The organism is Gilliamella sp. LMG 34360, assembly GCF_984568995.1.
Window position 1 is genome coordinate 1,183,197 of sequence record NZ_OZ474900.1, and the last position, 19,015, is coordinate 1,202,211.

The window sequence follows — 19,015 nt, forward strand, 5'->3', positions numbered from 1 at the left end:
ATTGCTTACTACATTAAATATTTCGTAGGTTAATTAAGTTGTATTTTAATTACCCAGTATTTTACTTAAATAGCATTGAAATTAAAGCGTCCTTTATTGCATAAAACTTCGAATAAAAGAACATTTTTAACTTATTGTAATTCTATTCAATGACAGCAAAAACAAATCGACTTTGCAGTTTTAATAATTTTTATTTGTATTTTATAGGTACGATACATCTGTAGCGTAAGTATAGTTTTGTGGCACAGAGTTTGCATATTTCATCATATACCATATTCGTGAGGAAAAATTAATGAAATTAGTCACAGTAATTATTAAGCCTTTCAAGTTAGAAGAAGTCAGAGAGTCATTATCAAATATAGGGATCACTGGATTAACCGTTACTGAAGTTAAAGGTTTCGGGCGACAAAAAGGGCACGCAGAACTCTACCGCGGAGCAGAATACAACGTTAATTTTTTACCAAAAGTGAAAATAGATTTAGCCATCAATGATGAACAACTTGATGAAGTTATTAGTACTATTTCTAAAGCTGCTTATACTGGCAAAATTGGTGATGGTAAGATTTTTGTAACTTCACTTGAGCATGTCGTTCGTATTCGTACCGGTGAAACGGATGAATCAGCTTTGTAATCATAATTAAGGATATTATTATGTTGAAGAAATGTATTTTACCATTGTGTCTTATTTTTCCTTCGTACGCCTTTGCAGATGTTGTTCTAGAATACGCGGATAATGCGGATAATGGTTTTATGATGATTTGTACTGCATTAGTACTATTTATGTCTATTCCTGGTATTGCATTATTCTATGGTGGTTTATTACGATCTAAAAACGTATTATCTATGTTATCACAAGTATTAGTTACTTTTTCACTGATTTCTGTGTTATGGATCGTTTATGGTTACACGCTTACTTTTGGTGAGGGAAATTGGTTTTTTGGTGATTTCGAACATTTGCTTTTAGTTGGTATTGATATAACGGATGTTAATGGCTCCATTTATGAACTCATTTGGGTTGCGTTTCAAGGATCCTTTGCTTGTATTACATGTTGTTTAATACTTGGTGCTTTTGCTGAAAGAATACGCTTTTCTGCTGTACTCATCTTTATGGTGTTATGGTTTACGTTCTCATACATACCAATGGCCCATATGGTATGGGGTGGTGGTATTTTAGGTGATGAAGGTGCTTTAGATTTTGCGGGTGGCACGGTTGTTCATATTAACGCTGCGGTTGCTGGTTTGATGGGTGCTTATCTACTTAAAAATCGAATCGGTTATAATCGTGAGCCATTAAAACCATTTAATCTTCCTTATGTTTATCTTGGCGCGGCAATTCTTTACATTGGTTGGTTTGGATTTAATGCAGGCTCTTCAACCCATGCTGATGAAATTGCTGGATTAGCGTTTATTAACACTGTTGCAGCAACAGCAGCAGCGGTTTTATCTTGGTCATTTGCCGAATGGGTTTTACGAGGAAAACCGTCATGTTTAGGGGCCGCATCAGGTGTAATAGCTGGATTAGTTGGAATCACACCTGCAGCAGGATTTGTCGGGGTAGGGGGCGCAATGCTAATTGGTCTTATTTGTGGTTTTGCGGGTGTTTGGGGCGTCTCTTCACTAAAAAGAATCTTAAAAATTGATGATACTTGTGACGTATTTGGAGTACATGGGGTCTGTGGTATCGTTGGTTGCTTATTGACGGGTATCTTTGCTTCAAAATCATTAGGTGGAGTAGGCTATGCCGATGGAATAGGCATGACGACTCAAGTTGGAATCCAACTAATGAGTGTGATTACCTGTGTTATTTGGACATCTGTTATCGCTTTTGTGGCTTATAAAATTGCGGATATTTGTGTTGGTTTACGCGTTAGTGAAGAACATGAACGAGAAGGCCTTGATATTAACAGTCATGGTGAAAGTGCTTTCAACAGTTGAGTTAAACTATCGAAATAGTTTATAGAAATAAAATCTCTTTATTAAAAAGTTTACCGACAAAATGCGGTAAACTTTTGATTTATATTTGTTAGAATGCTTGTCTGCTTTATTTGTCTTCTTAGAACTGACCTTTTATCTTCATAAATAATACTTGTTTTGTTTACTTATCCTTAGGGTTAATGTGGATAAAAAAGTTGAACATATAAAATTATTGATTAGATTAACAAAACGATATAAATAAAATCTACAGCATAACCGCTGTAGATTTTTTTATATTATTTAAGATTAACTGATTAATCATCCCAAAGCATAATGGCATTATCATCCGTTAATATGAGTGGCGGAGCAAAAAGGTGTTCTTTGATTTTTGTCGGTATCACATTAATATTATTTAGATCGATCTCAACACAAGGGTAAATTTTTGCCATTTGTTTTAAACGACTACCAAGTAATTGTTTGACTTTATTTGATTCTTTAGCTAATGCTAATTCATCTTTTAAAATACCAATTTGTTTTTTATGATGTTCTGATTCAAAATTTTCACCAAATATAAAACGAAATTCTTTATTGCTATCATTATGGTGTTTACAGTTGAATTCCTTATCTTTATATTCACCATGATGTAATTTAAGCTCTTTAATGCGCAATGCAATAATTTCATTAATACTATCAGGATAATTTAATTTAGAGTCTAGAAAACTTAATGTATTTGTTTCAGGTATTGATTCACTGCTCTGTACTAGGGTAAATAATGGTTTTTTATGTGTCTTCATTCTATAACTTCCTTTTTATTCAGGACAATAATATAACAATGTATAGGACAATTAAAAAAACGATTGTTACTATGTTGTAAAGATGTCAATGTAATGTTTTAGTATAAAAATAAACTAAAACTGCCAAGTTCTAATTCCAATTCCTTATTAACTTTCATGATGTTCTAATTTTGAAAAAATAAATCACCATAAAATTGACCATTTATAATATTAATGCATTTTATATTTTTGATAGGCTAAGATATTTTCCCATTTCCTCCTTTGGAACCATGCCACCACCTGTTGCCCAGACTAAGTGTGTCGCATTTGTTAAAATTTCTGATGAAACATTAATTCTTTCTAAATATGTTGAATTTTTTTCAACATGTAATAAACCAAGCATTCCCGCTAAAGCTGAGGGTTCTAATTGAATTTGTTGTTGTTGATTTAATAAACCGAGTAAATCGTACATCTCTTGATCATTAATGGTGTAATAACCATCAATTAATCTTTCCATTGCTCGTCCTACAAATCCAGAAGGTCTGCCTACGGCTAAACCGTCAGCAGCGGTGATATTATCAAGACCAATATCTTGAACAGAAATATGGTCATGTAATCCAGTGTAAACACCTAAAAACATACAAGGTGAATGAGTTGGTTCTGCGAAAATACAGTGTACATCATCACCAAACGCAAGTTTTAATCCAAAAGCAACGCCTCCCGGTCCACCACCCACTCCGCAAGGAAGGTAAACAAACAATGGATGTTGTTTATCCACTTTTATGTTCATTTCAGTAAACTGTTTTTTAAGGCGTTCGCCGGCCACTGCATAACCTAAAAATAAGGTTTTTGAGTTTTCATCATCGATAAAAAAGCAATTAGGATCAGACTCTGCAGCTTTGCGGCCTTTTTCAACGGCAACACTATAGTCTTGTTGGTATTCGATAACATTTACACCGTGTGAACGTAATTTCTGTTTTTTCCATTCGCGAGCATCACTAGACATGTGAACATTAACTTTAAAACCTAATTTGGCACTCATAATACCAATAGATAGGCCTAAGTTACCTGTTGAACCTACTGCAATACTATATCGACTAAAAAATTGGGTGAATCTGTCAGAAAATATTTTGGTGTAGTCATCCTTTTCGGTTAATAAGCCATTTTCAATAGCTAGCTTTTCTGCGTGGGTCAGTACTTCATACACACCACCGCGAGCTTTTATGGAACCGGAAATTGGTAAATGGCTATCTTTCTTGAGGAACAGACTTCCTGTGAACTTGTGTTGATAACGGTTTTCAAGAACCGCTTTCATATTGGGAATCGCAACAACCTCGGACTCAATTATTCCTTTCGTTACTGCTGTTTCGGGAAATGCTTTACATAAGTAAGGCGCAAATCTTGCTAATCGATTACTTGCATCCTTAACATCTTGCTTAGTCAGTGTTACATAAGATAATCCATCTGTCAAGCTCGTTATATTTGGGTTAAACCAAGCTGTTTCTTTTAGTTGTATTAAATTAGCGACTAAAGGATATTTTTGTATTAACTTTTCAACATCTTTAGGGATCATAATTTATTCCTGTAATATATTTTAAATAATATAAGATAGTAAAAAAGTACCTGCTAATGCGACTAATGATGCAATAAAGGTGGCTGATGTATAGTAGTTAAATATTTCATTTAATGTTGCGCCACAATATTGCTTAACTAACCAAAATAAAGAATCGGTAACAATTGTGCATCCAATAGCTCCCGAACCGATGGCTAATGTGATGATTTCTGGACTTACGTCAGGGTAACGAGGTAACATTGGTGAAACGATAGCTGTTGCACCCATCATTGCGACTGTTGCCGATCCTACCGCTGCATGTAAAATGATTGCCACTAACCATGCCAATAAAATTGGATGCATATCTAAATGGGAAAAAATGCCAGCTAAACCATCACTTAATCCACTATTTTTTAAAATACCGTTAAATGCTCCACCTGCACCAATGATTAATAAAATATTTGCAATGGAGGAAAAGCACTCCTCTGTCTTAAATAACAGAATGGACATAACCATATTGCGTCGAATGCCCAACATATAGTAAGCAACAAACGCTCCAATAAACATTGCTGTAATAGGATTACCGAAAAATTCTAACATTGAGTAACTAAAACTATTTTTATCCATAGCAAAGACGGCTACTGTTTTTATTAGCATCAAAACAATCGGCAGTAATATTGTGAATAATGTGGTACCTAAAGAAGGAAGTTCTTCTTCCGTTCTCACTTTCATATCTGAAAACTCTTCAGGTACGGTCTTAAAAGGGATTTTATTGTTAATGCATTTTAAAAAGATAGGTCCACCAATTAATGATGCTAATAATCCGATACCTAACCCGTAAACGATTACAGTTCCAACATCAGCACCCAACGCATTTGTTACAAACAGTGCAGCAGGATGAGGTGGAACAATACAATGAACGGCCATTAGTGCCGTACAGAGCGGAATAGCTAGCATTAAAAGAGAAGTTTGAGTTTTTTTAGCAATTGAAAAAGCTAATGGAATTAATAAAACAACACCTACTTCGACAAATAGGGTAATACCACAAATCAGACCTACTAGCACCATAATAACTTGTGGTGATAACCATCGACATTTTTGTAATGTCAGCCCTATGCGTTCGGCAGCACCTGAAATTTCCATCATTTTGCCAAGAATAGTGCCTAAACCAATTACCGCAGCTAAAAAACCTAATGTACTACCAATACCGTCTTCGATAGCTGCAATCATTTTTAGTGGTGGCATTTTCATTAACGCACCCACATAAAAGCTGGCAAGTAATAACGCTAAAAAAGGATGAAGTTTAAATTTTATGATCGAGATTACTATAAGGATAATACTGGTGATTAACACACTAATAATCCACAACTGCGAATCCATATTACCCTCCATTCTTTTTCATTAATTGCTAGCTTTATTAGAAGTTTTTGGTGATAATTTGACAAATGATCAATAATGGTTTTAACTTGAATTAAATTCATCTATAAGTGTGATTAAAATCAAAAAATGCTAATATTTCAATAAATTTCGTGTAAATAATTATTTAGAAGCGTAAGCTTTGAAATGTTTGCACATGAAATAGTATAGTAATGAGTTAGTAAAGGAGAATTATTATGTATGATGAAAATAGATTTTTAAATAAAAATCATGTTATTAATTGTTATCAGCTCTCGAAGCTGCACACATTTGAGTCAGTCGCTCGCTTGTCATTTATCATTTGCATTAGCAGCTGAAGAACTTTGCATTAGTCCAAGTGCAGTAAGTCATCAAATTAATAAACTGGAAGATGAACTTTCATTTAAATTATTTCAGCGCTATCATCGACGAATAGCCTTGACTCATGAAGGTATGAACTTATTTAAAGTAGTCAAAAAGTCTCTAAATATTTTAAATCAAGAAATAAAAGGAGAATTATTATGTATGATGAAAATAGATTTTTAAAGAAAAATCATGTTATTAATCGTTATCAACTCTCTAAGCTGCACACGTTTGAGTCAGTCGCTCGTCATTTATCATTTGCATTAGCAGCTGAAGAACTTTGCATTAGTCCGAGTGCAGTAAGTCATCAAATTAATAAACTGGAAGATGAACTTTCATTTAAATTATTTCAGCGCTATCATCGACGAATAGCCTTGACTCATGAAGGTATGAACTTATTTAAAGTAGTCAAAAAGTCTCTAAATATTTTAAATCAAGAAATAAAAGGAGAATTATTATGTATGATGAAAATAGATTTTTAAAGAAAAATCATGTTATTAATCGTTATCAACTCTCTAAGCTGCACACGTTTGAGTCAGTCGCTCGTCATTTATCATTTGCATTAGCAGCTGAAGAACTTTGCATTAGTCCGAGTGCAGTAAGTCATCAAATTAATAAACTGGAAGATGAACTTTCATTTAAATTATTTCAGCGCTATCATCGACGAATAGCCTTGACTCATGAAGGTATGAACTTATTTAAAGTAGTCAAAAAGTCTCTAAATATTTTAAATCAAGAAATATTGGAAATTAAAAATCAAGAAGCTTTTGGCACTTTGACTATCTTTTCAAGACCTTCTTTTGCTCAAAATTGGTTAATTCCAAAATTATCACTATTTGCAAGGCACTATCCTTATATATCGTTAAACATTGTTTCGGGTAACGAAATTATCAATTTCAGTCGCCATCGGGTTGATCTAGCCATTTATTATGATGATCTGACTTATGATGATTTAACCTGTGAACATTTATTAAATGAAACCATTATTCCCGTTTGTAGTCCTTATTATGCACAACAAAATGATTTATGTAACAAAATTGAGAATTTATCGAAATGCTTCATACTGCATGACACTCAAGCATGGGGATATGATTCAAGTTTTGATGAATGGGAAAGTTGGGCAAAACATTTTTCCTTATCTTATGATTTTAACGAAATGCAAAATATATGTTTTGATCGTTCCGATTTGGCTGCAATAGCTGCAATAAATCATGCTGGTATTGCGATAGGAAGAAAGCAAGTCATTAAAAATTACCTCGAATCAGGCTTACTAATTACTCCATTTGAGGGAATGGAAGTAAAGTGCTCTCAACATTATTATATCTGTACACCAAAAGAGCGATATAATCCTAAAGCTGATTTATTTATTAAATGGTTAAAAAGTTATATGTAAGACTTTTTTATCAAAACATTAGATTAATTAATATACTCACCTTTACTAAAGGTGCGGAAGTTAACCGCACTCATTCATAAATTCCTATTATTTTTTTAAATGTTTTAAATTTGATAGCGCAATGGCCAATAGAATAATTATGACGCCCATCCATTGGTTAAAAAACACTAACTCTTTTAGATAAAGATAAGAACAGGTAACCGCCACGGGTAATTCTGCTGCTGATAGTATTGCACTTAATGAAATCCCTATTTTAGGCATGCCCACTGCAAATAAAAATGGTGGCAAAACGGTACCGAACAAAGCTAATAAAAAGCCTAACTGATAAAGTTTATCACTGATATCGAGTTTAAAGAAAAACATAGGCGGAAAAATTAAAAATGTCACAATGCAAGCGCCTGTTATCATCAGTGCACTTTTTTCTAATTTCGGTAAATCATTACCAATATTACTACTAGTTGTGATGAATAATGAGTACATCAATGCAGCTAAAAAACCAAATAGACAACCAGTTAAATTCAATTTAATGTCTTCATTAAAAATACCCGCAGCCAAACAGCTACCAAAAATAATTGCTACTACGGTTAAAATTTGAATGTTAGTTGGTTTATTTTTAAAGATAACAAAATCAATAATGATACTAATCCAAAGATATTGCATTAATAAGATAATAGCAATTGAAGCGGGAACTAATTGTACACATTGATAATAACAAATGCCAACTAACCCTGGAAAAATACCAACGGCACACGCTTTCCATTTTTTAGTTAATTGAGGTTTTGGGGTTAAATCAGTTTTAGATTTATTTAGTGTTTTAACCAGAAAATGAACCAACCACAACATTAGCATACCTAAAAAGCATTGAACACCCGTCACTTCACCAAGTGTGTAGCCATCTTTATAAGCGGTTTTTACAATAGATGAGAGCACTCCAAAGCTACATGCTCCTAAAAAAACTAATAAACCACCCAAAAATTTTTCTTTCATATTTAAATCTCATTACTCTAACAAAATATTTTATTTAACACACACAATTAGAGCTCACAGGGGATATCCCCTGTGACTCTTAAATTATTTAATAATTAGTATAAAGAATACTAAACGAATCAGAACTGAATGAACGTTATTAGGTTTAGCTCATTAGTTTGACCAGTAATTTTGACCAGTAAATTATTGCACAACAGGCTCTGACTTACTGTGGCGGTAGTTAAATGTAAAATAAAAAACTACTCCTAATACCAGTGCATAAGATGCAAAAATGATCCAAATTGTTTGCCAATCTTTAACACCGTCATGCGTGCACATGTCAACAACAAAACCACTCAATATTGACCCTAAATAAGCACCAATGCCATTCACCATGGTCATATATAATCCTTGTGCACTCGCTCGAATATTCGGGCTTACTTCTTTTTCGATAAAAATAGAACCCGAAATATTGAAGAAGTCAAAGGCACAGCCATACACAATCATCGACAGCATTAACAGTACAAAACCAAATGGTGTTGGATCACCAAAAGCAAACAGACCGAATCTGAGTGTCCAAGCAATTAAGCTTATCATAATGACTTTTTTGATGCCAAATTTCTTAAGAAAGAATGGAATGGTCAAAATAAATGCCACTTCTGCCATTTGTGAAACAGATAACAAAATTGCTGGATACTGTACAATTAAGCTATTTTTAAACTCTGGAATTTTACCAAAATCATGTAAAAATGCACCACCAAATGTATTAGTGATTTGCAAGATTGCGCCAAGTAACATCGCAAATAGAAAAAAAACAACCATAGTGGGATTTTTAAATAGCACAAATGCATCTAAGCCTAAACGGGAACTCCAAGACTGTTGCTGTGATTTATTCATGTTAATGTTAGGTAACGTCGCGCTATACACCGCTAGCAAAACTGATGCTGCGCTCGCTACATAAAGCTGAGCGTTGCTCAATTCGTATTTCAGTAAGCTAATCATCCATATTGCAACAATAAAACCAATAGTACCAAATACCCTAATTTTAGGAAAAACAGCAACGGTATCTAATTTTTCCTCATCCAGACAGTGGTAACTGATTGAATTTGATAATGCAATGGTTGGCATAAAAGCAAATGCATTACATAACATCACCCAAAATAGCATTATCGAATTATTGACTGATGCAGCATAAAACAGAGCAATAGCACAAATGCAATGGCAAAGCATATACAAATATTTAGGTTGTAAAAATTTGTCTGCAATAATGCCAATAATACATGGCATTATTAATGCGGCTAAACCTTTTGTACTAAAAATCATTCCTACTTCGGCGCCTGAAAAGTGCAACGTGTTGAACAGATAACCGCCGAAAGTCACTAACCAGCTTCCCCAAATAAAATATTGGAAAAACATCATTATTTTCAATCTATCTTTAATGTTCATTATTTATCCCTAAAATAATGTGAACTTTTTATATAAAATAATAAAAAGTATTGATTAAAAACGCGCTATTGTTTTAGTGATTAACTGTAAAAATGTTGATTTAACACGCTCTGCTGTTTCAATTACTTCTTCGTGACCTAAAGGTTGATCTAATATGCCGCATGCCATGTTAGTTAAACAAGAGATGCCAATGGTTTTAATACCTGAATGATGAGCAATGATTGCTTCAGGTACTGTTGACATACCCACTGCATCCGCCCCTAAAACTCGAATCATTCTCACTTCGGCCGGCGTTTCATAGGTCGGTCCTGTCCACCATGCATAAACACCTTGTTGTAGTGTAATATTTAGTTCGTTTGCTACATCAGACACGATTTTACGTAATTGTTTATTATAAACTTCGCTTACATCTAAAAAGCGAACGCCAAGTTCTGGATTATTTGGTCCAATTAATGGGTTATTAGCTGTTAGATTAATATGATCAGTGATGAGCATCAAATCGCCTGGTTTAAAACTCGTATTCACAGCACCACAAGCATTAGTAATAATCAGTTTTTCAACGCCGAGCATTTTCATTACACGAACAGGAAAAGTAACCTGATCTAATGTAAAACCTTCATAATAGTGAAAACGGCCTTTCATCGCGATTACAGTTTTATCTCCACTTTTACCAATGACTAATTCGTTAGCATGTCCAACTGCGGCAGATTTCGCAAAATGAGGAATTGTGTCATAAGGAATGTGAACCGCATCTTCAAGCGTATCGGCAAAAGGGCCTAAACCTGAACCAAGAATAATCCCAATCGTTGGTTTTTTATCGGTATGTTGTTGAATAAAATTAACTGCTTGCTGTATATCAGATGTTTGATGCATGACTGTACCCTTTCAAATTATCGAAAAAAACGAAAAAAATTGGTGATTAAACATAATCACAAAAAACTTAGATGTCTCAAAACTAACAATTATTGTTAGTTTTGAGAAACAGAGTTATAAATATCATACTATTCAATAATAGAGAATAATCGATATAAATAACCCTATTTTTCATTTACAGAAAAAGATCACCTAAAAATCTACAAGAAAAACAAAGTATTTGTTATTCATAGTTGTATATTATGCTGATCTTCATGGAATAAAGAAAGATGCTTATTAATTTATCTTTCATTTAATTATGGGATAAAAATAGTTTTATTATTTTTTAATGTGCTATTTTGGAATGCATCGCATTGATAATATGTAAAAAAATACTTTTTCAGTATCGTATGGTTATTTGATAACGCTTAGTTCTGATTAAATTTAATCTCATACCAAAATACGCCCGCAATCGGAATAAATAACCCCTTTATCACCTCGAAAAAAACCAATCAACGTTAAGTTATTTTGTTTGGCGTTATCAATGGCCATAGATGTTGCGGCAGAAACAGCCAAAAGAATTTCAATTCCACAGATAGCTGTTTTTTGAACCATTTCATAGCTGGCGCGGCTAGAAACTAGAATAACGCCTTTCTGTTCTCGATTACTCAATTGTTGCTGTTTTGCTCGATAACCGAGTAATTTATCTAATGCAACATGCCTACCGATATCTTCAAAGCCAGCTAAAAATTGCCCATTCAAATCAAGCCAAACAGCAGCATGGGTACAGCCAGTTTGTTTGCCAACCAATTGAACTTGAGTTAAGTATGAAAGAGAGTTTCTAAAATTGGATAATTCTATTGTATCGTTTATTTGAAGCGGTGAAATACTTTGACAAACTTGCTCAATTTGCTCAGTACCACAAATTCCGCATCCTGTTCTGCCAGTTAAATTACGACGTTTTTCTTTTAATTGAGCAAAACGTCTTGATGATAATTCAATATTAACTTCAATTCCTTGCGATCTTTCAACGATATCAATGCCATAAATATCATTAACTGATTCAATTATGTTTTCAGTTAATGAAAAACCAATAGCAAAATAGTCAAGATCTTTAGGTGTTGCCATCATAACAACATGGGAAATTCCGTTATAAACTAAGGCAACGGGTTTTTCGATAGCTACTTTGTCCGCTTGTGGGTTTTGTAATGTACTGTTACTGAATTTGGTTACTTCTAATGAAGTGGTTCCGATCGTCATAATTGAACTCTGGCTATTTTAGTTGTTAACAAATAGGTTTTTTATGATCAGCTTATCAATGTTAATAATGAGTAAATCAATATACTTATTATTTTAAAAGCAGCCAATAATTAATACGCTCAAATCCTATACGTTTAATATTATGGTAAAATAAAAAACTATTATCAATTGCTAATTTATCAAGTCAAACTATGTCATTACAAGAAATTACACACATAATAATGCAATTTATTCAGACACATCAAATGTGGGCATTGCCAATTATATTTTTACTGGCTTTTGGTGAATCAATGGCTGTTATTTCGTTACTTGTGCCAGCAACTGCCATATTATTGGGGGCTGGCGCCTTAGTTGGCGGTGGTGCGATATCGTTTTTTCCTGTGATGATTGCTGCTTCAGCCGGAGCAGTTTTAGGGGATTGGGTATCTTATTGGTTAGGTAAGCACTACCATCAACAAGTGATTGCCTCATGGCCATTAAACAAACACCCAAAACTTATTTTTCGAGCCGAACAATTCTTTCAACGTTATGGTACGTTAGGCGTCTTTATCGGTCGGTTTTTTGGTCCATTACGAGCATTTGTACCGCTCATTGCTGGCACGATGCATATGCCAGCAAGTAAATTTAATTTAGCTAATATCGCTTCAGCACCAATTTGGGCATTTGTGCTTTTGGCTCCTGGTGCATTTGGTGTACATTGGTTAGAAACCCTATTTGGTTAAATCGTACCAACATTATAACTACGACGCCCACTTTTGCGACCAAGCGCTTCCAAATTGGTTTGTAAAGGTGGGAATGGTAATTTTAAATTGTGTTCACGGTAAGCTTCTAATATCAATTTATGAATTGCACTGCGTAGCCGCATACGGTGTCCCATTTCTGCTGCAAATACGCGTATTTCAAACAACTGAATACCTTCTTGAATATCCACTAAAAACACTTGTGGTTCAGGATCTTTAAGTACATATTCACACTCTTCACAAGCCTGCTGTAGCAATTTGATCACCAGATCGCTATCCGCATCAATGGTTGCTGGAATGGTTAATACAATTCTGGTTATTGAATCGGATAATGACCAATTGACTAGTTGCTCGGTAATAAACGCTTTATTGGGCATAACAATTTCTTTACGGTCCCAATCGACAATAGTAATGGCACGCGTATTGATTTTGGTGATATTTCCCGTTAAATCCCGAATGGTAACGGTATCGCCAATCCGCACAGGTTTTTCAAACAAGATGATTAAACCTGAAATAAAGTTTGCAAATATCTCTTGTAAACCAAATCCTAAACCGACACCTAGTGCTGCAATAAGCCACTGAATTTTTGCCCAATCAATACCGATAAACGAAAACGCAATCATACTGCCTATCATCAAAACGATATATTTTGATACGGTTGAGATGGCATACCCCGTGCCTGGGGCTAAATCTAAATGTTGAAGAATACCTAATTCAAGTAGTGCTGGCAGATTTTTTACTATTTGAACGGTAATGGTCATAACTAAAATGGCAATACAAACAGCGCCTAAAGTAATGTACTGTTCAACTTCGGTTCCATTTATTATTACACTCGTGCCCCAGAGTTTAATATTGTTCATAAAGGCAAAAGCTGAGTGCAATTCTGACCAAAGTAATATCATACTGATTAATGCTATCAGCATAATAATCGATCTAACTAACTGTAACGATTGAGCACTAATTGCATCTAAATCTATGACAGGCTCATCCATATTGTCATTAATTGTTAGTTCTTCCTCATGACCTCTAGCGCGTTGCATACGTTCTAGTCGGCGCTGTTTTGCTCGTTCAAATTCGATGCGACGTTTTTGGATCCACATCCAACGACGAATCATAAAATAGATAACTAATAAACCGAACCAAATAAAAACAGAAGCTTCAAGGCGACCTAATAGAACTTGAGCCGTTGATAAATATCCTAAAAAGGCGGCAATAATGGCTAACCACGGAGCACTCAATAAGATAAACCATAAAATATGGCTTAAGAGATTATCACCAGAGCCTTTTTTATCTATATACAATGGAACACCCGCTCGGTGAATTGAGTTGCTCATAAATACTAATGCAAAACACAAAATAATAAAAGCACTGCGACCAATAGTAGCAGCAAATTGGCGGTTACTAAACTGATCAAAACTCATCACAATCATTACAAGGGGGATCACTAACCAAACTGAAAGTTTATAATATTTCATTGCTTCACGGACGTTAGCTTTTGACCAGCCAAAATGGGTAATAAAGAGTCCTGATTCTTCCGCAAAATGAGCCGTGATTATAAAGACCCATAAAATCGGTGCTGCAGCATTAACACCATAGCCTAGAGCTATAGCTACCGGATAATCCCAATTAATTTGTTGTAATGCATAACCAAACACAGCCCATAAAATGGGTACAGGTAACGCCATGATTAACGAGTAGACAACCACTTTTAACGTTAATGAATAACTGTCTTGCGTTACTTTACCCACACGCGCAGCGGATTTGTTTAAAAATGCATAATATTTAGCTCGCATTTTGAAATGTGCGAAAACAAATATCATAGATAATGTTAATAAGAATAGTAATTTAGGTGAAGATAATATTTCACAACTGGCATTATAGAGTTGAGTTAGCGTATCAATGGAAAAAAGAACATACACCACATCTTTAGCTAAATTTACTGGATATTCCAACGAAATTGGATTTACATCGGCAACCCAGAAAAAATAACGATGTGCCGCATCATTAACTTCATCGATGGCATTGGTTAATTGTGTATTGGATATTTTTAATTTTGTTAATTCCAAAATAGTGGTATCTGTACCTGAAATTAACGTTTTAAGCAATTCGCTTTGTTCTCGAATTGATCGGCGATACTGGCTGGCAAGTTTTGAACTATTAAGTGGGTTTGATAATGTAGGATAGTTCTCTAATGCCTTTAAATTAGTACTGTAATTTAATTGTTGAACTTTTGCTTCCGCTATTTCTGCATCAAGTGGTTGTGATTTTGGTTTTTCTGGTAGATTTAACAACTGTTGGCGAAGTGTTTCGCCTAGTGCTGTTGAAAAGCTTAACCATTCCCCTTGTTCAGCAAGGGTTGATAATGTATTTTGTACATGTGATATTTGCGTAGTAATATTATTTTGTTCATTAGTAATGCTGGTTAAATGTGTTTTTTGAAGTTCTAAATTTTGACGGAGTTCATCATTTTTATCACTTAATTGATTGACTGTTTGTGATAGTTCTTCTTCATTATCAATGGTAATGGCTGTTTGTTCAGCTAATGTTATTGATGTAAACAGCAATAAAGCACAACATAAAATACTACGCATCCACATAAAGCTATATCCTTTCAGCTAATTTTTGACCAACACGTGTTGTATTACCAACTTTTAAGTGGCTATCAAATTCAATTGTGTTAGATGCAAACAAGGTAATGACGGTTGAACCGAGTTTAAAACATCCCATATCTTGTCCTTTAACTAGTTTTACTTCACCTGAATAGACCCAACGTTTCATTATGCCTTCACGTGGTGGAGTAATACAGCCTTCCCATTGTACTTCAATACTGCCAACGATGGTTGCACCAACTAAAATCTGTGCCATTGGTCCGAAATCGGTTTCAAATAAACAGATTACCCGTTCATTGCGAGCAAAAATATTTGGTATGCATTCAGTAGTTGCTTGACTAACCGAAAAAAGTGAACCCGGTACATAAATCATTTCACGTAAAACCCCATCACAAGGCATGTGAAAACGGTGATAATTTTTCGGTGAAAGATAGGTGGTTGCATAAGAGCCATTTTTAAAGAATTTAATCATATCGGAATGGCAAGCAAGGAGTGATTCTAAAGAATAATAATGTCCTTTTGCTTGTAATAATAAATTATCTTGAATCGTACCAAATTGGCTAATAGTCCCATCAGCAGGCATAACTATAGAGTTAACCGCGCTATCAATTGGGCGTGCATCTTCTTTTAGTTTACGTGCAAAAAAATCATTGAAAGTTTTATAGTCTTCGGCATTTTCTAATTTTGCTTCACTCAGATCTATTTTATACAGTTTCATAAAGCCCTGAATTATCCAAGTAGTAACTTTACCTAATTGCTTTTTAGCCAGCCAACCAAATAACGAGGTTAATAACTGTTTAGGAAGAAGATACTGAATAATTGCTTTTAACTGATTTGACATGGATTACTCTCAAATTTTGTCTAAAAGAATTATTATACCAATAATTTATTGGAATGTATAAAACCCTTAAAATCGGCAATTTGTGTGATAGATCACACTTAGTTTAAAAATTTTGCCAATATCCATTAAACAATGGCAATCAATTAAAAGTCTCTATATTTACTTCTATCTAAACTATCACCATTAATAAAACTAAGGGCAGTGTTAATGGAAGATAGATATATTGTAGCAATAGATTTAGGGGCATCTAGTGGACGGGTAATGCTGTCATGCTATCAACAGAAAAATCAAAAAATAACCCTTGAAGAGATTCATCGATTTAGCAATGGATTTAAAGAGATAGGTAATAATTTTTGTTGGGATTTAGTTTATCTAGAACAGCAGATACTAATCGGTTTAAATAAAATTATTCAGCAAAATATCAAAATTGATAGTATTGGTATTGATACTTGGGGGGTTGATTATGTATTGCTTGATAAAAATGGACAAGTAGTTGGCCCCACTTACGCTTATCGTGATCACCGAACAGATAATATCATGTCACTTGTGCAATCAGATCTGGGCACAGAAACGATTTATCAAAAAACAGGTATCCAATTTCTTACTTTTAATACTCTTTATCAACTCAAAGCGATGATGATTGAACATCCCACTTGGTTATCACAAGTAACCGATTTAGTGATGATCCCGGATTATCTTATTTATAGGTTAACTGGCCAATTAAATCGCGAATACACTAACGCCTCTACCACTCAATTAGTTAATGTTGCTACTCATGACTGGGATGATGACTTGCTCAACTATTTAGGTGTTCCGCGTAAATGGTTTGGTGAAATTACTCAACCTGGTAATCAAGTTGGAATGTGGCGGACACCAACAGGCGATCAAATTCCAGTCATAGCCATTGCTAGCCATGATACGGCTAGTGCAGTTATTGCCACTCCCATTACCGATAAAAATAGTGCTTATTTATGTTCTGGTACGTGGTCATTAATGGGGATTGAATCAAAACAATCGTTTACTGGGCAACAAGCATTAAACGCCAATATTACCAACGAAGGTGGTGTTGATGGGCATTATCGGGTATTAAAAAACATAATGGGACTTTGGTTATTCCAACGAATCTGCGCTGAATACGAAGTTAAGGATATCACCTCATTAATTCAATTAGCACAACAAGAATCCCCATTTGCCTACATTATCAACCCAAATGATTCTCGTTTTTTAAATCCTCAATCAATGACAGAAACCATTAAACAGGTTTGTTTAGAGAATTACGGTCATGCGCCTGAACGTTTATCGGAGTTAGTACGATGTGTTTTTGACAGTTTGGCTCATTTATATCGTGATGTAATTAAAGAATTGGCAACGATCACAAATGAAGAAATCAATACGTTACATATCGTTGGAGGTGGCTGCCAAAACACTTTTTTAAATCAGTTATGTGCCAATCTTTGTCAAATCAATGTTACGGCTGGGCCAATTGAATCTTCAGCACTCGGGAACGTGGGTTATCAATTGATTTCGTTAGGCGCTATTAAAAATGTCAAAACTTTGCGTCAGATCATCGCTCAAAATTTTGATACCAAATACTACTATCCAAACAATAGTTAATTAATAAAAAAATTATATATTTTATAAAGGAGTATTCCATGAATGTAGTTGAAAATGCATATCAAATTGCCAAATCAAGATTTGCTGAAATAGGTGTAGACACTGATGCCGCCATTGCCGCTATGGCTCGCTTGCCAATTTCAGTACATTGCTGGCAAGGTGATGATGTGGCTGGTTTTGAAAAGCAAGAGGGCGAATTAACCGGAGGTATTCAAGCAACTGGAAATTATCCTGGCAAAGCTCGTAGTGCTGATGAACTCCGCTTAGATTTAGATAAAGCATTTAGTTTAATTCCTGGACCTAAACGTCTGAACTTACATGCCTGTTACCTAGAAGCCGATCACAAGGTTGATCGTGACGAGATCAAACCCGAACATTTTGCTAATTGGGTGAAATGGGCGAAAAAACAACAAATTGGTTTAGACTTCAATCCTACTTACTTTTCGCATCCATTGAGTAATGACGGGACTTTAACTCACACTAACGACCAAATCCGTCAATTTTGGATCGATCATGGCAAAGCGTGTCGTAAAGTATCAGAATACTTTGGTAAAGAGTTAGGTACGCCATCAATTATGAATATCTGGTTACCAGATGGCATGAAAGATATCACCGTTGACAAATTTGGACCAAGACAGCGTCTAGTCGAATCTATTGATGAGATTATTAGTGAAAAAATCGATCCAAAATATCATATTGATGCAGTCGAAAGTAAATTATTTGGTATTGGTTTAGAATCCTATACTGCTGGCTCTAACGAATTTTATTTAGCTTATGCTACCTCTCGTAAAACGGCATTGTGTTTAGATGCTGGTCATTTCCATCCAACAGAAGTTATTTCAGATAAGATTTCAGCTGTTATGCCATTTGTTGAACATCTTTTACTACACGTCAGCCGTCCGGTACGTTGGGACAGCGATCATGTCGTGTTATTTGATGATGAAACTCAAAATATTGCCAGTGAGATCATTCGTAATAAATTGTTCGATCGTGTTCATATCGGCTTAGACTTTTTTGATGCCTCCATCAACCGAATTGCTGCTTGGGTAATTGGTACTCGCAATATGAAAAAATGTCTATTAAAAGCTCTATTAGAACCGACAGATAAACTCAAACAATATGAACATAACCGTGATTTTACTTCCCGTTTAGCATTATTAGAAGAACAAAAATCACTGCCTTGGCAAGCGGTTTGGGACAAATATTGTCAACTTAATGATGTCCCAGTAGGGCAAGCATGGTTAGACGAAGTTCGTCAGTATGAACAACACGTATTAAGTCAACGATAATAAAGGTG

Annotated in this window: 14 protein-coding genes and 3 pseudogenes; 8 read left to right on the forward strand and 9 right to left on the reverse strand. The window is 34.7% G+C overall.

The annotated features are described in order from the left end of the window. Positions 1–292: 292 nt before the first annotated feature. Together glnK and amtB are read left to right on the forward strand one after the other, a co-directional pair. The gene (glnK, locus tag AC5LW9_RS05385; RefSeq protein WP_025315005.1) at positions 293–631 is read left to right on the forward strand and encodes a P-II family nitrogen regulator; all 339 of its coding nucleotides are present in this window, start codon (positions 293–295) and stop codon (positions 629–631) included. A 20-nt stretch (positions 632–651) separates the two neighbouring features. Then, positions 652–1,935, forward strand: a complete 1,284-nt coding sequence (gene amtB / locus AC5LW9_RS05390) for an ammonium transporter AmtB (protein ID WP_198228813.1) — start codon at positions 652–654, stop codon at positions 1,933–1,935. 293 nt (positions 1,936–2,228) lie between these two features. Here the strand turns inward: amtB and AC5LW9_RS05395 are convergent, their stop codons facing one another. From AC5LW9_RS05395 to dsdX, 3 genes are all read right to left on the reverse strand, one after another. Further along, on the reverse strand, positions 2,229–2,708 hold the full coding sequence (locus AC5LW9_RS05395; RefSeq protein WP_039128532.1) for a hypothetical protein: 480 nt from the start codon (positions 2,706–2,708) through the stop codon (positions 2,229–2,231). Positions 2,709–2,928: 220 nt separating this feature from the next. Beyond that, complete coding sequence (gene dsdA, locus AC5LW9_RS05400; protein WP_493456448.1) at positions 2,929–4,260, reverse strand: D-serine ammonia-lyase; 1,332 nt, start codon at positions 4,258–4,260, stop codon at positions 2,929–2,931. A gap of 21 nt (positions 4,261–4,281) precedes the next feature. Next, the gene (gene dsdX, locus AC5LW9_RS05405) at positions 4,282–5,619 is read right to left on the reverse strand and encodes a D-serine transporter DsdX (protein ID WP_198228815.1); all 1,338 of its coding nucleotides are present in this window, start codon (positions 5,617–5,619) and stop codon (positions 4,282–4,284) included. A 233-nt stretch (positions 5,620–5,852) separates the two neighbouring features. On the opposite strand from dsdX, the pseudogene AC5LW9_RS05410 reads away from it, so the two are divergent. The 3 genes and pseudogenes from AC5LW9_RS05410 to dsdC form a co-directional block, all read left to right on the forward strand. Next, a pseudogene (locus tag AC5LW9_RS05410) lies at positions 5,853–6,141 on the forward strand (LysR family transcriptional regulator); the annotation flags it as partial. A 14-nt stretch (positions 6,142–6,155) separates the two neighbouring features. Further along, a pseudogene (locus tag AC5LW9_RS05415) lies at positions 6,156–6,440 on the forward strand (LysR family transcriptional regulator); the annotation flags it as partial. A 14-nt stretch (positions 6,441–6,454) separates the two neighbouring features. Continuing rightward, a complete protein-coding gene (gene dsdC, locus AC5LW9_RS05420; protein ID WP_493456449.1) occupies positions 6,455–7,390 on the forward strand; it encodes a DNA-binding transcriptional regulator DsdC in 936 nt (311 codons plus the stop codon). An 87-nt stretch (positions 7,391–7,477) separates the two neighbouring features. Here dsdC and AC5LW9_RS05425 read toward each other — a convergent pair whose 3' ends face one another. The 4 genes from AC5LW9_RS05425 to fdhD all read right to left on the reverse strand — a co-directional run bounded on the left by AC5LW9_RS05425 (position 7,478) and on the right by fdhD (position 11,914). Next, on the reverse strand, positions 7,478–8,377 hold the full coding sequence (locus tag AC5LW9_RS05425) for an EamA family transporter (RefSeq protein ID WP_493456450.1): 900 nt from the start codon (positions 8,375–8,377) through the stop codon (positions 7,478–7,480). Positions 8,378–8,560: 183 nt separating this feature from the next. Then, positions 8,561–9,802 (reverse strand): nucleoside permease, encoded by a 1,242-nt coding sequence (locus AC5LW9_RS05430; RefSeq protein ID WP_493456451.1) that lies wholly within the window; start codon positions 9,800–9,802, stop codon positions 8,561–8,563. Between the two features lie 54 nt (positions 9,803–9,856). After that, a complete protein-coding gene (locus tag AC5LW9_RS05435) occupies positions 9,857–10,675 on the reverse strand; it encodes a purine-nucleoside phosphorylase (protein WP_065737463.1) in 819 nt (272 codons plus the stop codon). 429 nt (positions 10,676–11,104) lie between these two features. Then, positions 11,105–11,914 carry a formate dehydrogenase accessory sulfurtransferase FdhD gene (fdhD, locus tag AC5LW9_RS05440; RefSeq protein ID WP_493456452.1) on the reverse strand — a complete coding sequence of 270 codons (810 nt, stop codon included), beginning with the start codon at positions 11,912–11,914 and terminating at the stop codon, positions 11,105–11,107. A 191-nt stretch (positions 11,915–12,105) separates the two neighbouring features. On the opposite strand from fdhD, the gene AC5LW9_RS05445 reads away from it, so the two are divergent. Continuing rightward, positions 12,106–12,636 (forward strand): DedA family protein, encoded by a 531-nt coding sequence (locus AC5LW9_RS05445; protein WP_493456453.1) that lies wholly within the window; start codon positions 12,106–12,108, stop codon positions 12,634–12,636. On the opposite strand, the pseudogene mscM reads toward AC5LW9_RS05445, so the two are convergent. Continuing rightward, a pseudogene (gene mscM, locus AC5LW9_RS05450) lies at positions 12,633–15,131 on the reverse strand (miniconductance mechanosensitive channel MscM); the annotation flags it as partial. The gene AC5LW9_RS05445 and the pseudogene mscM overlap by 4 nt on opposite strands. Positions 15,132–15,255: 124 nt before the next feature. Next, positions 15,256–16,104, reverse strand: coding sequence for an archaetidylserine decarboxylase (gene asd, locus AC5LW9_RS05455; RefSeq protein ID WP_086308947.1), 849 nt, complete (start codon positions 16,102–16,104; stop codon positions 15,256–15,258). Positions 16,105–16,311: 207 nt separating this feature from the next. Between asd and rhaB the strand changes: the two genes are divergently transcribed. Both rhaB and AC5LW9_RS05465 read left to right on the forward strand, forming a co-directional pair. Next, complete coding sequence (gene rhaB, locus AC5LW9_RS05460; RefSeq protein WP_493456454.1) at positions 16,312–17,718, forward strand: rhamnulokinase; 1,407 nt, start codon at positions 16,312–16,314, stop codon at positions 17,716–17,718. Positions 17,719–17,756: 38 nt separating this feature from the next. After that, on the forward strand, positions 17,757–19,007 hold the full coding sequence (locus tag AC5LW9_RS05465) for an L-rhamnose isomerase (protein ID WP_086326292.1): 1,251 nt from the start codon (positions 17,757–17,759) through the stop codon (positions 19,005–19,007). Positions 19,008–19,015: the final 8 nt, after the last annotated feature.

Excerpts from the sequence above, each read along its gene's own strand:
- AC5LW9_RS05425 (WP_493456450.1), bottom strand. The coding sequence starts at position 8,377 with ATGAAAGAAAAATTTTTGGGTGGTTTATTAGTTTTTTTAGGAGCATGT.
- dsdX (WP_198228815.1), bottom strand. The coding sequence starts at position 5,619 with ATGGATTCGCAGTTGTGGATTATTAGTGTGTTAATCACCAGTATTATC.
- amtB (WP_198228813.1), top strand. The coding sequence starts at position 652 with ATGTTGAAGAAATGTATTTTACCATTGTGTCTTATTTTTCCTTCGTAC.
- rhaB (WP_493456454.1), top strand. The coding sequence starts at position 16,312 with ATGGAAGATAGATATATTGTAGCAATAGATTTAGGGGCATCTAGTGGA.
- glnK (WP_025315005.1), top strand. The coding sequence starts at position 293 with ATGAAATTAGTCACAGTAATTATTAAGCCTTTCAAGTTAGAAGAAGTC.
- AC5LW9_RS05435 (WP_065737463.1), bottom strand. The coding sequence starts at position 10,675 with ATGCATCAAACATCTGATATACAGCAAGCAGTTAATTTTATTCAACAA.
- AC5LW9_RS05445 (WP_493456453.1), top strand. The coding sequence starts at position 12,106 with ATGTCATTACAAGAAATTACACACATAATAATGCAATTTATTCAGACA.
- AC5LW9_RS05395 (WP_039128532.1), bottom strand. The coding sequence starts at position 2,708 with ATGAAGACACATAAAAAACCATTATTTACCCTAGTACAGAGCAGTGAA.
- AC5LW9_RS05465 (WP_086326292.1), top strand. The coding sequence starts at position 17,757 with ATGAATGTAGTTGAAAATGCATATCAAATTGCCAAATCAAGATTTGCT.
- fdhD (WP_493456452.1), bottom strand. The coding sequence starts at position 11,914 with ATGACGATCGGAACCACTTCATTAGAAGTAACCAAATTCAGTAACAGT.
- dsdA (WP_493456448.1), bottom strand. The coding sequence starts at position 4,260 with ATGATCCCTAAAGATGTTGAAAAGTTAATACAAAAATATCCTTTAGTC.
- asd (WP_086308947.1), bottom strand. The coding sequence starts at position 16,104 with ATGTCAAATCAGTTAAAAGCAATTATTCAGTATCTTCTTCCTAAACAG.
- dsdC (WP_493456449.1), top strand. The coding sequence starts at position 6,455 with ATGTATGATGAAAATAGATTTTTAAAGAAAAATCATGTTATTAATCGT.
- AC5LW9_RS05430 (WP_493456451.1), bottom strand. The coding sequence starts at position 9,802 with ATGAACATTAAAGATAGATTGAAAATAATGATGTTTTTCCAATATTTT.